This window comes from Corynebacterium sp. HMSC073H12 (assembly GCF_001837775.1).
GTDB lineage: Bacteria > Actinomycetota > Actinomycetes > Mycobacteriales > Mycobacteriaceae > Corynebacterium > Corynebacterium amycolatum.
This window is the reverse complement of record NZ_KV834023.1, coordinates 265,266-277,778: the sequence shown is the minus strand read 5'-3', so window position 1 is coordinate 277,778 and position 12,513 is coordinate 265,266. Positions and strand designations below refer to the sequence as shown.

Below are 12,513 nucleotides of genomic sequence, written 5' to 3'. Positions count from 1 at the left end.
TGCGTCAAAACACCCCTTGTGAATGGCGTTAAACGTTAATTTCGGCTCGGCGACTACCCAGCCCACACCCAACCCACCACCAGCCCGAACCCGTCCCTCGCGTCTACACTTGTTACCCATGAGCCCTAAGAGCACATTCCAGCCCACTTCCATCGACGGCGTTTTCACCTTCGAACCGGTCATCCACGGCGACAGCCGCGGTAGTTTCCACGAGTGGTATCGCCTCGACGCATTCGCCGAGACCACGGGCTACCCGTTCTTCCCGGAGCAGGCCAACATGAGTGTCTCTGCTGCAGGCGTTGTCCGCGGTCTTCACTTCGCCGACGTCAGCACCGCTCCAGACGGTCATCCCGGTCAGGCGAAGCTGGTCACCTGTCCCGCGGGACGCATCCTTGACATTGCGGTTGACTTGCGTCGCGGCTCGGATACTTTCGGCAGGGTTGAGGTCTTCGAGCTCGACAGCAAGACCCGCCGAGTGGTCTATCTGCCCAACGGCATCGGACATGGTTTCGTTTCGCTTGCCGACGACTCCGTGCTCACCTACCTCACTTCCACCGGCTACAACCCGGAGGCTGAACGCGCTGTTAGCATCCAGGATCCGACGCTGGGAATCGACTTGGCTGCGTTGCTGGCCAAGGGTGGTCTCACCGAAGCGGACATGATTCTCTCCGAGCGCGATCAGAAGGCCCCGACGATCGAGCAGTTCGAGGCCGAAGGCAATAAGCTCCCCAGTGAGTTTGACTGCAAGGATCTTGAGAACATGGCTCGCGACGAGTGGGCGATTGCCAACGAAGCAGCCGGGCAGTAAAGCAGAAAGGCGCGAGCATTATGAAGGGCATCATCCTCGCAGGTGGCACGGGCTCTCGGCTGTTTCCAATCACGCTTGGTGTCAGCAAGCAGCTGGTTCCCGTCTATGACAAGCCGATGATTTATTACCCGCTGAGCACGCTGATGCTCGCGGGAATCAGGGACATCCTCGTCATCACCACGCCACATGATGCCCCGCAGTTTGAGCGCCTGCTTGGCGACGGCTCGCAGTGGGGCCTCAACCTCACCTTTGCCACCCAAGACGAGCCCCGCGGCCTTGCCGAAGCGTTCATCATCGGCGCGGACCACATCGGCGATGATTCCGTTGCGCTCATCCTCGGCGACAATATCTTTTACGGTGCTGGCCTGGGGACACAGCTGCGCCGATTCCACGAGGTCGATGGCGGAGCAATTTTCGCCTACTGGGTCGCAGATCCCACCGCCTATGGAGTAGTGGACTTCGACCAAAGCGGCAAGGCCGTGGCGATTCAGGAGAAGCCGAAGAAACCTCGCAGCCATTTCGCGGTGCCTGGTTTGTACTTTTATGACGCCGAGGTTGTTGAGATAGCTCGCTCGCTGGAACCGTCGTCACGCGGCGAATTGGAAATCACGGATGTTAACCGCGCGTACTTGGAGCGCGGAAAACTGCAGGTAGAGGTGCTGCCGCGTGGGACAGCCTGGCTGGATACGGGCACGGTGGACAATTTGATGGCCGCGGGCGATTTCGTGCGCACGATTGAGCAGCGTCAGGGTTTAAAGATTGGTTCGCCGGAAGAGGTGGCGTGGCGCATGGGATTCATTGACGATGCTGCGCTTAGCGTGCGTGCCGACGCCCTCAGCGCCAGCGGCTACGGGGAATATCTGCAGCAGTTGTTGCTGCGTGGCAAGGACGTCTAATCGGTTTCACCGGGATTGTCTGGGCTATCGGGCCTATTTGGTTTATCTCCCTGGTTATCCCGGTCGCGAGGCTCCCGTTCGCGCCGTTCCTGTAGCTCCTGCTCACGCTTGCGGCGATCGAATTCGGCCTTCTTGAGCTTCCAGAGGAACTCCGGATCATCGTCAGGAGCGAGCGGACGGGGCTCCGGTTGCGGAGCAGAAATACGCCGCATGGCGTTGCCGCGACTGCCGGGGCCAAATGCCTTCCACAGCATGACTACGACAAGGATGATGAACAGCAGCAGAATGAGCCGACCCATGTAATAGCTAACCTCCTGGATTTACCGACTAGAATACGCAACGAGTCCCGTAGTGCCCACGAGGGGTATTGCAACGCAGGCGGTACGGTGTACAGAGTTCGTTAGGGTACAAAGGAACGTTGGACACGAACAGCCATGGGGCGCTAACAACGCCCGGGCGCAGCACAGGCGTAACACGTAGAGGTGAGGGTTTAATGACCAATCCAGCAGAGCAGGACAAGTTGGCTTCTGAGGCTGAAGCGGAAGCGGCTCCGGCTCCGGCGGCTCCAGCAGCCCCGAAACAGTCAGCTCCTAGCTCCAAGAATGCTGGTCGCGGCAATGCCATGAAGGGGCTGTTCTGGTACGGCCTTGCGCGTCTGCTGCTGTTCCTGGTGCTGTTCTTCATCCTGCTCGTGATTATCTACCTTGTTGGCGTGCGGATTCCGGCCGCAATTACGGCTGTGTTTGCACTAATTATTGCGATGCCACTGTCGGTGTTTGTGTTCCCGAAGCTGCGTGTTCAGGCCAACGAGTCGGTTGCAGTGTGGTCGGAGAACCGCCGTGCGCACAAGGAATACATCGCGCAGCAGATTAAGGACCGCGAGGAAAACTAGGGCACTAGTCAGCTATCGTTGCCGCTCTAGCTGCTTTCCTGGACCTTCTCCAGCACCCGCTCGATTGCCCGGTTCACCGCATCCGGAGCCTCCAGCGGCAACATGTGGCCGGCCCCATCGACTTCAACTAGCTCGGCGTCCGGCCACTTTTCCATAATTAGGTCTGCTTGCTTGCGGGGAGTGACATCGTCCTTCGTGCCCACCAGTACCGCTCCCGGCAGACCCTCTAAGTAAGGTCCGGCCGCGAACTCGTCATGGTCCTGCAGGTCATCCAGGTAGCCTACGAAAGTTTCCAGCGGTGTTTCATTAATCATGGCCGCGTGGAACTCGATGATCTCGTAGTCCGTGCGCCGAGCGAACACCGCAACTGCCAACGACGGCGCCATCAGTGACGCGATTGCCTCGCGGAACTTGCGGATTTCCTTCGGCGAGGACTCAATCGCATTGCGCGCCGCATCCGCCACCGGGGACGCGAGAATCTGCGGTACCCCCTGGGCGGCAAGCTTGTCGATAGACGTGGAAATCAGCACTACGCCCGCGATCCGACGGCGAATACTTTCCTCGGCAGCGCGCACCATGTGCAGTGCGATCAAACCGCCCAGTGAATGCCCAACCACGATGAGTTTTCCGGTCGCGGCGCGCTCCGCAATCACGGCCAGCGCATCGGCTGCAGCACCTTCGACTGTGCAGAGTGAAGCCGGAACCGCGCCGGTCTGGCCGTGGCCGCGTAAATCCATGGTGAGCAGGCGTGCTTCCGGGTGTGACTTCCGCAGCGCGTTGAACTGCCGGTACCAGGACTCGCCAGCCAGGGTGAAGCCGTGGATAAAGACGATGGTCACGGGTTCTGTGGCGGGCTCGCCTGGTTCAACCTCGTACCAGTGCACCGGAATATCGGTGGTGACAGTATCCGGTTTGTCGCTGGCCTTTCGCTCGTCATCCTTGGCCGCAATGTCGGCTGTGACCGGTGTGGTCTTGATATCTACTACACCGGTGGCCGTAAGATTAGTCAGGCCCGGTTCACGGGTCTGTGAATGCAGCGCGCCGTGCTCCAGTGCCAGTCGTCGACGTCCCGAACTGGTCAAGCGCAGAGCAGCGCTGCGGACGAAAGCTGGAGTTTTGGCTGCTGTGTCGCCAACTCGGGTTGCGGCCTTCTGGACGTCGTTGAGCGTCTTGTGTGTCAGTGTGCGGAAGTCCATCGGAACCCCTTAGCTGAGCGCGAGTGCGAGTGCCGTGATGACGGACCAGGCAAGCATCATCTTGCCGGTAAGCCCGAGTACCGGGATGAGCTCCTTGCCCTTCTTATGCATGCGGATTGGTTCGGAGGCCTTTACCCACAGTGGCACGATGAGCAGACCCACCAACGCCCATGGGTGCCAGAAAGCGATAAAGATACTGGCCAGGGCAGGCATGATGGAGAGAATCTGCCAGACGATACGGGTGCGGAAGTCGCCCAGGCGCACCGCAAGCGTGATTTTCCCGGTGGCAGCATCGGTGGGAATATCGCGCAAGTTGTTCGCCAGGTTTACGGCAGAGGACACCGAACCGATACCAATTGCGCAGGCCAGGCCGACCCAGGACAGGGAGCCGGTCTGGGTGAACTCTGTACCGAGCACCGCGACGAGACCGAAGAAGACGAAGACCGAGACCTCGCCAAGGCCGCGATAACCGTAGGGATTCTTGCCGCCAGTGTAGAACCACGCCGCTGCGATGCACAGCGCGCCGACCAGAATGAGCCACCACGCGCTCATCAGAGACAGCGCCACACCGGCAAGACCCGCGACACCAAAGGCGCCGAACGCCGCGTACTTCACGACCTTCGGCTCCACCAGACCAGAACCAGTCAGGCGCAGCGGGCCTGAGCGGTCATCGTCAGTGCCGCGGATGCCGTCGGAATAGTCGTTGGCGAAGTTCACGCCCACAATCAGCGCCCACGCGACAATCAGCGCGAGCACCGCACGTCCCCAAATAATCGGCGCGTACGTCGATGCCGCTCCGACACCGACGATGACTGGCGCAAACGCATTCGCCCAGGTATGGGGGCGCGCGCCTTCCAGCCAATCGCTTAACGACGCCGTTGCAGGACTCTTTGGTGCTTCAGACATGAATTAATAATAGGACGTGACACCAAATGCCTTGAACTAATGCGGGTTCGAGTGGCTTAAAGGCCGAAGGTTACAAGCCCAAAGTCTAAAAGAGCGCCGCGACTTTCTGCCGGTCGACCTTGCCTGGCCCAATCAGCGGCAGAGCATCCACGCGTCGCAGGTCCTTGGGAATCATCCAGTGATTGATGCGCCCGGCATCTTCGGCATCGCCGAGGCCGTCCATAATATCGCCGAGCTCAGCGGTGCCTTCATACGCTGCGACGATAGCGTGACCGAGTCGCGGGTGTGGCACGCCGACCACGCAGGCTCCCGTAACGCCGTCGATGGCGAGCAGTTCACGCTCGAGGACTTCGGGGTGCAGTTTCAGCCCGCCGGAGTCGATGATGGTGTCCAAGCGTCCCGTAATGACGAGCCGACCGTTGCGGATTTCTCCCGCATCCGAGGTGGCGAACCAACCTGGTTTATGGAAAGCCTCGTGACCGGGCGCATTGCGGTATCCGTGTGCGATCATCGGTCCGCCCAGCCAAACGCGACCATTTTCGATGGCGACCTGTGTACCTTCGATGGGCTGGCCGTCATAGACGCAGCCGCCGGCTGTCTCGGAGGAGCCGTAAGTGGTCACGACGTTAATGCCGAGCTCTTCCGCGCGTGCTGCCACCTGCGGATTCAAGGCCGCGCCGCCGACGAGGATGGCGTCGAAGAGACGCAGGGCTGCTACGCCAAAGGGTTCTTCCATGGCCTTCGCCAGCTGCATGGGAGCCAGCGAAGTGTAGGCGCGGTCGCCGGCACCGGCACCAGTGAGGGCCTCGGCGCCGTCGGCGAATGCGGCTACATCAAAACCGTCTGTCACATCCACGCAGACCGGGTCCGTGCCCGCGAGCAGCGAACGAATGAGAACCTGCAGGCCAGCGATATGGTAGGCCGGCATCGCCAGCAGCCACTGTCCTTCACCGCCGAGCCACTGATGTGTAGCTGTCGCGGAGGAGACCAAGTTATCCACCGTCAGCTGTGCACCCTTCGGTGTGCCGGTGGAACCGGAAGTGCCGACAACAAGTGCGATGGACTCATCAATCGGCTCACCTGCGCGTTGCGAGTTCCGCAAGATTGAGGCGCGCGTGCCGTCGTGAAGCGGAACGGGAAGCAAAGAGACCTCGCCGTCCAGCGCGGCACGGAGGTCGGGCAGGATAGCGGTCGGGTCGTGGGGATTGACGGAAAGCAGGCTGAGCGTACGCACAACCCAAACCATAGCCCGTGTTGTGCCGTAGATTCTGGTGACGAGGCGTGTGAAACGTGAGTGTGGCGGTGGTGACAGGGGCGGAACAATCGTCGCCTCGGGCGCGTTGCGCAGAGCATAGAAAGTCGTAGATAGAAATGTAGATAGAAAGGCATCGATGATGGGTTGGATTTTTGGTAGGTCAGCGGAGCTGGTGCCGGAAGGTGAGGCGCTCAAGGGCGGCTCGCACCCGGTATTGGAGAATCCGAAGCCGCATGCGGTGCTCGGCACGCCGATTACCGGCCCGTGGGAGGATGGCCAGGAGGTCGTCTACATCGGTATCGGCTGCTACTGGGGTGCTGAGAAGCTGTTTTGGGAAACACCGGGTGTGCTCAGCACGTCGGTCGGGTTCGCCGGTGGCGTGACGCCGAATCCCACCTACCGCGAGTCCTGCACCGGACGGACCAACCACACTGAGATTGTGGAGGTCGTCTACGACCCGGAGCAGATTAGCTTCGACCAGCTGATTGCCAAGGCCTTCGAGGCCCATGACCCCACGCAGGGCTATCGGCAGGGGAATGACGTCGGCACGCAGTACCGTTCGGCGTTTTACACGACGACGCCCGAGCAGGCGCGCCGGGCGCAGGAAATCGCCGATGCGTACGCGCCGAAGCTTGCCGACGCTGGCCTGGGCCCCATCACCACCGAGATTAAGCCACTCGCGGAGACTCCGGCAGGGGAGTACTACCGAGCCGAGGACGAGCACCAGCAGTACTTGTTTAAGAATCCGAACGGCTACTGCCCGGTGCATTCGACCGGCGTGGCCTGCGGGATTTAAAGGCGAAATTTCGTAGAACGCTTAATCGCGATTAGTAAAACTCACTGAGAAAAGTAAGGTGGTTGTATCAATCCGATAGTTGAATAGGAGTGAACCCTTGTGGTGAAGCAAGTACTGCGCGTTGCATTTGCTTTCGTCGGCGTGGTCGTCGGCGCGGGCTTTGCGACGGGTCAGGAAATCATGCAATACTTCGTCGCCTTTGGCATCGATGGTGTCTGGGGTGCCGTTCTCTCAGCGGTGATTATGAGCCTGATGGCGATGATCATTTTGCAGCTGGGAAGCTACTTCCAGGCCAGCGAGCACGGCGAAGTTTTCAGACGCGTATCGCATCCCATCTTTTCGCGCGTACTGGACATCGGCGTGATTATCACGCTCTTCGCCACGGGGTTCGTCATGTTCGCCGGTGCCGGTGCCAACATGGAGCAGCAGTGGGGCATCCCTGTTTGGATCGGTGCCGTGATTATGGTGCTAGTGACCATCGCAGCCGGTTTCCTCGATGTGGACCGCGTGACCACTGTGATTGGATCCATCACGCCGTTTATCGTCGGCTTTATTCTGCTGGCCAGTATTTATACGCTGGCGTTCACCGATGCCACCCCGGCCGCGGAGCAGGCAGCTGCCGTTGCGGAAGTCCCGACCACTCTGCCGAACTGGGTTGTCGCCGCGGTGAACTACGTGGGCTTTAACCTGATGGTTGCGGTCTCCATGGCGATTGTTATTGGCGGCAGCCTGTTCAACCCTCGCGCTGCAGGAGCCGGTGGCTTTGTCGGCGGTTTGGTGTACTCCGCAATGCTGCTGATTACCACCATCACGCTGTTCCACACCGTTGGTACCGTCGCCACTGATGCCGTGCCGATGCTCACCGTCATCAACCGCCTGCACCCGTGGCTTGGTCAGGCAATGGCCGTGGTTATCCTCGGCATGATTTTCAACACAGCGCTTGGCATGTTTTACGCGCTGGGCCGTCGCGTCACCGCTAAGCACCCGGAGAAATTCAAGATTGTCTACGTCGCTCTGGTTCTGCTCGGTTTCGCCTTGAGCTTTATGGGCTTCCAGAACCTAATCGGTTGGGTGTACCCAATCCTGGGCTACATCGGGTTGCTGCTCATTACCGTCATGCTCGTTGCCTGGCTGCGCGGTCGTGAGCGTATCAGCGAAGAGACTTCCCGCCGTAAGCGCATCTTCCGCCTTGTTCGCCGTGGTCGGAAGAAGGAAGCTCGCGAGGAAATCGAAGACTCCAACCTCAGCGTCGAAGAGGTCCGCGAAGCTATCGAGGAGTAGGGGGGCTGGCGCGTGGCTGCAGTCAGCGTAGCTGTCAGCTCAAGAATCGGATGGCTTTCAGCGACGTTGCCCGCGCCCAGGCCACGAATGCCCCGGTCACAATGGCGGATGCCAGAACGATCAGCGGCCACCGCTCGGGGTAATCACGGACTACCCAGGTCCATCCCCATTCTGAGGTCCACCACAGCGGTGAGGCGCTGAGGACATCACCGCCAACCATCACCGCCCAACCGCCGAGCGCGACCGAGGCAAAAATCGCCGCTGCCACACTTCGACGCGCAATCAATCCGGTCACGGCCACAATCATTGCGGCCACAAGAGGCGCGATGACCGCCTGGTACGGCCAGGGGTTGATGTCGGTCTCGCTGCTGGCTTCGCCGCCTGCGCCGCTGATAATCGCCGCAATCACGAGCACTGGCGCGAGAAATGCCATATCCAAGGCAAACAAGCGAAGCGTGATGCTCCCCCGCGAGCGTCGATACATCAGCGCTGGCCAGGCATCAGCTTGCGAGGTCCACGTCATGATAGCGACCACGGTTGCGGCCGTCGGCACGCAGACGAAACTCAGCAATCCCAGCGCATACTCCGGGTCCCACACCACACGCACGACCGCAAGCCCAGCAAGCATCAGCGCCGCGAGACTCCACCAGGTGCGCCAGGGCAGGGTCGCGCTCATGCCATGGCTTAACGACGAAGTGCTGCGTTCCCGGCCCGTCGGTAAGCTGAGAGATTTTCCGTGCGCAGCCAATCCGATGGCAAAGAAGCCTAGTCCGAGGAGTAAATGCAGCAGCGCGGGCGGCAGGATGGCGATGTCCCAGATTTCGCTGTCTGCGGGAGCCGTGATGGAATTAGCCTGCACACCGTGAATAGGTAACGTTGGGCGGATTGCCCAGGTCCACGGGAGAACTTGCCAGTTTGGGCTCATGGCATTCAGTGTTCCTGCGATGGCCCAAGCGATGGCAGTCAGCGGAGCAAGGAAGAGAGCTGCGCGTGGCACAAGGCGCCATAGGGCAAGGCCGAATGCCCAGAACACAAAGAATGACAACGTGTTGAAGATCGTGAATTGCAATGCGATGCTCACGCTCCGGGCAAGGAGAGTGGCCATCAGTGCGTGGCCGAGGGCCGTGGAGGCGATGACAGTGGCTGCGCGTGCCAGGAGTACCCGAATGCTCGAAATATTGCGCCAGATTAGGCCACCTTGGCGGAGCTTTTCTTCACGTTTTTGGCCAATGACGGACGTAATAGCAGCCAGGGGAGGAAGCAGGATAAGCGAGTAGATGTGGGCGCTCGCCATGGAGGTGGCATCAACGCCTGTAGAAAAGACCATGCTGACCAGAGCGATTGCCACCATGATGATGGGCAGGAACATGGTGAGCGACCACTTCGCCCGCAGTAGCTCGGCGCGGAAGTAGTGGCGCGTAGGAACAGCGCGCGTGTTAAGAGTGCGTGTGTGCGGTTGAGCGCTCATCGGGCAACACCTACTGCGGCAAAGAAAGCCTGCTCGAGGGATTGACCAGCAGCCGCAAAGTCCGTCAGCGGGCCTTCGTAGACCAGCCGGCCACCAGCGAGAACACCCAGGTGGTCAACACTCTTTTCGACCTCACCGAGCTGATGCGAAAACACCACAACCGCTTTGCCGCTATCGGCGAGATTCCGCAACAAGGTGCGCAGGCTCACGATAGCTTCGGGGTCGAGGCCGTTAGTGGGTTCGTCGAGAAGCACAATGTCGGGGTCGGTGAGCAGCGCCATCGCCAGCGAGAGACGAACCTTCATGCCGGTGGAGAAAGCACGCGCGCGCTTGGTGCCAGAATGTAGGCCGACCATGTCCAGCACTTCGCCAATACGCTGCTTGTCTGTGCCGGTCAAGTGTGCGTGCACTTTGAGGTTGTCGGTGGCCGAGAGTTGCGGGTAGAACGCCGGGCCATTGATAGAGGCGCCGATGCGGTCCAGGTCTTCAATTGACCACGGGTGTCCCGTGATGCTGATTTCACCGGAGTAGGGAATTAGCCCAAGCACCGTGCTCATCAGCGTCGACTTACCGGCACCGTTGAGCCCCAAAAGTCCGTAGACCTCACCGGCACGAACGCTCATGTCGAGATCGTTCAGGACCGGTTCGTTCTTGCCGTAGGAGACAGTGATGCCGCGCAGCTGAAGAAGGGGAGCGGCGGCATCTGCGGAATGGCCTGAGGTAGGAGTCGGTGCGTTCATGCCTTAAGTAATAGGCATAGCCGGTTCGGTTCGCGCCCTCCCTGAGGATGAGATGGCGGAAATATCCTCCCCAGGGAGGAGGCGCTAGCGAGGGTGACGGCACCAGCGAGGAGAATCTAAAGCATCCCGTTTTTCGCAGCCCAAATGACAAGATCCACACGACTGCGTGAGCCCGTCTTGGTCAACAGGGCTTTCACATGGGTTTTCACGGTCGTCGTGGCGACCACCAACCTGCGAGCGATCTCATCATTGGAAAGCCCTTGGCAGACGAGGTCCAAAATCTCCTGTTCGCGGGGTGTGAACTGAAGCGCTGAATGGATGGCATCTGAGCTAGAGCCACTGGCCGAGGATGCCCTCGCTGGCTGCCCTGAGTGCGGTGCGCGCGGTGAAATATGCCGCAACACCATCGGTGTCACCTTCGGATCAATGACACCTTCACCACGGTGGATGCGCATAATGGCCGAAAGCAGCTCACGGGGATTGGAGTCTTTGAGTAAAAAGCCTGCGGCTCCAGCCTCTAAAGCTCCGAGCACCAGGTTTTCTTCGCGGAAGGTGGTCAGTACCAGAACTTTCGGAGCGGATGCGTGGGTCGCGCCTCCGGACGATGCCCCTCGCACGATTTGCCGCGTGGCCTCGATACCGTCCATCACGGGCATACGAATGTCCATGACGACCACATCCGCACCAGAGGCAAGACGCACAGCCTCGGCGCCGTCGCCCACGGCACCAATGACTTTCATCTGCGGGTGGGCATCAATAAGCTGCGCGAAAGACTGCCGAATCAGAGCCTGATCTTCAGCCACTAATACTCGAATTACATTCATTGCTCGTCTTTCTCGACAGGATCGACAGTCAGCCCTGCTTCGGTTGAACCGCTTACAGGCGGATACTGACGCGGAACATGCCGTCGCTTTCACCATAAGTCATCTCGCCACCGAGCTGCGCCACGCGTTCATCCAGACCAATCAGGCCAGCACCAGCTCGCTTCCTGGGGTCCAAAGTTTCGCTCTCAGCCCGGTTTGCGGTGATCAAATGAACCCGTGCCGGGCTGTCATCAGCGTCGGCAGGTGGATCGATTACCAGTGCCAGCTCACCAGCGCCCGATGAGTGCTTGGCCATATTCGCGGCCAACTCCGTCACTGCCCGCACCAGAGTCAGTCGCTTCGCGAGTGGCCAATCCGCCAGCGCCTCATAAGACTCCGGCAGAGTCACCGAAACATCGCGACCCGGCGGACAAACAGCCGCAACCAGACGTGGAATCTCATTCGGATCAGCGCTAATCTCGCCGCCTTCACGTAGTGCATCGACAAGCGCATGCACATCTCGCAACGATTGTGCTGCGGTCTCGGCAATACCTTCTAGCGTGGTCTTTTCAGCAGCGCTTTCGGCTCGTGAGTCATTCATCTCCGCCAGGTACAGCGCTGTTTGGGCCTGAACCTTAATAGAGGTGAGTCCGTGCCCCACGACGTCGTGAAGCTCCCTGGACAACTCCAGCTTGTTGAGCGCCACGACGTTCTCCAACTCTGCGGCATGTTCCTCGGCGTTGATTCGGAGCCACAGCGGCACTGCGTACGCGCTCGCCGTGATGAGCACCGCAGGCAGACCGAAGACCAACAGTCGTTCCGGAGTAAAACCGAAGGCTGGAACCGCTGGGTTGAGGAAACTGCCAATCAACCCTAAAAAGAGCCCAACTATGCCCCAGGTTCGATTCTGTTCCCACCTGGTCACAGCCCATAACGATAGTGGGGCGGAAATAACAATAGGGTCTACCCCAAGGTTTACCGGGGATAGCCACACCAGCAAGGCGAGGCCCGCTAGGGCGCTGTACGTAACCACAAACGATGCGCGCACTGCTTTACGACGAAACGCTGCGGCGCCGGCAATCATCGCGGACAGAACCACATTGGTGACATAAGTGAAGCTCGGGCCATAAGTAAATAGCGGCGTCATGCTCAACCAGCAGCACAGCAGGAAAGCAGCCGCAATAGCGAGATCGGCAGCTGGGAACGAGCCGACAAAGAAACGCACCCGGCTGCGCCAGTCGAGTGGGGCAGGAGTCTGCGTGGTTGCAGACTGCGCGGATGTAGGGGCAATGGTTGTTAGCGGCCTAAGCCCTGTCGGCATGTTCTGCATGTTCCAAAGGTAGCGAGAAAAAGTGTGACTTCGTGTGTTTGTGGAGGAGTTTCAAGTCATCGTCGGGAATCGCAATTGTGTCTATGTGAAGTAATCGAGTTTTGACCGACTTTAATCTGTCATCAAATCCTCCAAACCTTCA

General features: G+C 59.7%; 13 protein-coding genes. 5 read left to right on the top strand and 8 right to left on the bottom strand.

Features of this window, described 5'->3' with window-relative positions; genetic code table 11:
- The first annotated feature begins 118 nt into the window (after positions 1-118).
- Both HMPREF2708_RS01275 and rfbA read left to right on the top strand, forming a co-directional pair.
- On the top strand, positions 119-808 hold the full coding sequence (locus HMPREF2708_RS01275; RefSeq protein WP_070831282.1) for a dTDP-4-dehydrorhamnose 3,5-epimerase family protein: 690 nt from the start codon (positions 119-121) through the stop codon (positions 806-808).
- A 20-nt stretch (positions 809-828) separates the two neighbouring features.
- On the top strand, positions 829-1,704 hold the full coding sequence (gene rfbA / locus HMPREF2708_RS01270; protein ID WP_070831279.1) for a glucose-1-phosphate thymidylyltransferase RfbA: 876 nt from the start codon (positions 829-831) through the stop codon (positions 1,702-1,704).
- Here the strand turns inward: rfbA and HMPREF2708_RS01265 are convergent.
- Positions 1,701-2,003 (bottom strand): hypothetical protein, encoded by a 303-nt coding sequence (locus tag HMPREF2708_RS01265; protein WP_070831276.1) that lies wholly within the window; start codon positions 2,001-2,003, stop codon positions 1,701-1,703. The two genes, rfbA and HMPREF2708_RS01265, sit on opposite strands and share 4 nt — an antisense overlap.
- 194 nt (positions 2,004-2,197) lie before the next feature.
- On the opposite strand from HMPREF2708_RS01265, the gene HMPREF2708_RS01260 reads away from it, so the two are divergent.
- A complete protein-coding gene (locus HMPREF2708_RS01260; RefSeq protein ID WP_070831273.1) occupies positions 2,198-2,596 on the top strand; it encodes a DUF4229 domain-containing protein in 399 nt (132 codons plus the stop codon).
- A gap of 26 nt (positions 2,597-2,622) precedes the next feature.
- Here HMPREF2708_RS01260 and HMPREF2708_RS01255 read toward each other — a convergent pair whose 3' ends face one another.
- The 3 genes from HMPREF2708_RS01255 to menE all read right to left on the bottom strand — a co-directional run bounded on the left by HMPREF2708_RS01255 (position 2,623) and on the right by menE (position 5,944).
- Positions 2,623-3,792, bottom strand: coding sequence for an alpha/beta fold hydrolase (locus HMPREF2708_RS01255; RefSeq protein WP_083321826.1), 1,170 nt, complete (start codon positions 3,790-3,792; stop codon positions 2,623-2,625).
- Between the two features lie 9 nt (positions 3,793-3,801).
- On the bottom strand, positions 3,802-4,698 hold the full coding sequence (locus tag HMPREF2708_RS01250) for a 1,4-dihydroxy-2-naphthoate polyprenyltransferase (protein ID WP_070831270.1): 897 nt from the start codon (positions 4,696-4,698) through the stop codon (positions 3,802-3,804).
- Between the two features lie 85 nt (positions 4,699-4,783).
- Complete coding sequence (gene menE, locus HMPREF2708_RS01245; RefSeq protein ID WP_070831268.1) at positions 4,784-5,944, bottom strand: o-succinylbenzoate--CoA ligase; 1,161 nt, start codon at positions 5,942-5,944, stop codon at positions 4,784-4,786.
- Positions 5,945-6,092: 148 nt separating this feature from the next.
- Here menE and msrA point away from each other — a divergent pair, with 148 nt between their 5' ends.
- The gene (gene msrA, locus HMPREF2708_RS01240; protein WP_070831265.1) at positions 6,093-6,749 is read left to right on the top strand and encodes a peptide-methionine (S)-S-oxide reductase MsrA; all 657 of its coding nucleotides are present in this window, start codon (positions 6,093-6,095) and stop codon (positions 6,747-6,749) included.
- Between the two features lie 99 nt (positions 6,750-6,848).
- Complete coding sequence (locus tag HMPREF2708_RS01235; protein WP_070831263.1) at positions 6,849-8,030, top strand: YkvI family membrane protein; 1,182 nt, start codon at positions 6,849-6,851, stop codon at positions 8,028-8,030.
- Between the two features lie 34 nt (positions 8,031-8,064).
- Here the strand turns inward: HMPREF2708_RS01235 and HMPREF2708_RS01230 are convergent, their stop codons facing one another.
- The 4 genes from HMPREF2708_RS01230 to HMPREF2708_RS01215 all read right to left on the bottom strand — a co-directional run bounded on the left by HMPREF2708_RS01230 (position 8,065) and on the right by HMPREF2708_RS01215 (position 12,371).
- On the bottom strand, positions 8,065-9,498 hold the full coding sequence (locus HMPREF2708_RS01230) for an ABC-2 family transporter permease (protein ID WP_070831261.1): 1,434 nt from the start codon (positions 9,496-9,498) through the stop codon (positions 8,065-8,067).
- On the bottom strand, positions 9,495-10,238 hold the full coding sequence (locus HMPREF2708_RS01225) for an ATP-binding cassette domain-containing protein (RefSeq protein ID WP_070831259.1): 744 nt from the start codon (positions 10,236-10,238) through the stop codon (positions 9,495-9,497). The genes HMPREF2708_RS01230 and HMPREF2708_RS01225 overlap by 4 nt, the downstream gene beginning before the upstream one ends.
- 116 nt (positions 10,239-10,354) lie before the next feature.
- On the bottom strand, positions 10,355-11,041 hold the full coding sequence (locus tag HMPREF2708_RS01220) for a response regulator (RefSeq protein ID WP_246840286.1): 687 nt from the start codon (positions 11,039-11,041) through the stop codon (positions 10,355-10,357).
- A 73-nt stretch (positions 11,042-11,114) separates the two neighbouring features.
- On the bottom strand, positions 11,115-12,371 hold the full coding sequence (locus tag HMPREF2708_RS01215) for a sensor histidine kinase (RefSeq protein ID WP_246840285.1): 1,257 nt from the start codon (positions 12,369-12,371) through the stop codon (positions 11,115-11,117).
- Positions 12,372-12,513 lie beyond the last annotated feature (142 nt).

Coding starts and splice junctions, on each gene's coding strand:
- HMPREF2708_RS01275 (WP_070831282.1), top strand. CDS start 119: ATGAGCCCTAAGAGCACATTCCAGCCCACTTCCATCGACGGCGTTTTC.
- rfbA (WP_070831279.1), top strand. CDS start 829: ATGAAGGGCATCATCCTCGCAGGTGGCACGGGCTCTCGGCTGTTTCCA.
- HMPREF2708_RS01265 (WP_070831276.1), bottom strand. CDS start 2,003: ATGGGTCGGCTCATTCTGCTGCTGTTCATCATCCTTGTCGTAGTCATG.
- HMPREF2708_RS01260 (WP_070831273.1), top strand. CDS start 2,198: ATGACCAATCCAGCAGAGCAGGACAAGTTGGCTTCTGAGGCTGAAGCG.
- HMPREF2708_RS01255 (WP_083321826.1), bottom strand. CDS start 3,792: ATGGACTTCCGCACACTGACACACAAGACGCTCAACGACGTCCAGAAG.
- HMPREF2708_RS01250 (WP_070831270.1), bottom strand. CDS start 4,698: ATGTCTGAAGCACCAAAGAGTCCTGCAACGGCGTCGTTAAGCGATTGG.
- menE (WP_070831268.1), bottom strand. CDS start 5,944: ATGGTTTGGGTTGTGCGTACGCTCAGCCTGCTTTCCGTCAATCCCCAC.
- msrA (WP_070831265.1), top strand. CDS start 6,093: ATGGGTTGGATTTTTGGTAGGTCAGCGGAGCTGGTGCCGGAAGGTGAG.
- HMPREF2708_RS01230 (WP_070831261.1), bottom strand. CDS start 9,498: ATGAGCGCTCAACCGCACACACGCACTCTTAACACGCGCGCTGTTCCT.
- HMPREF2708_RS01225 (WP_070831259.1), bottom strand. CDS start 10,238: ATGAACGCACCGACTCCTACCTCAGGCCATTCCGCAGATGCCGCCGCT.
- HMPREF2708_RS01215 (WP_246840285.1), bottom strand. CDS start 12,371: ATGCAGAACATGCCGACAGGGCTTAGGCCGCTAACAACCATTGCCCCT.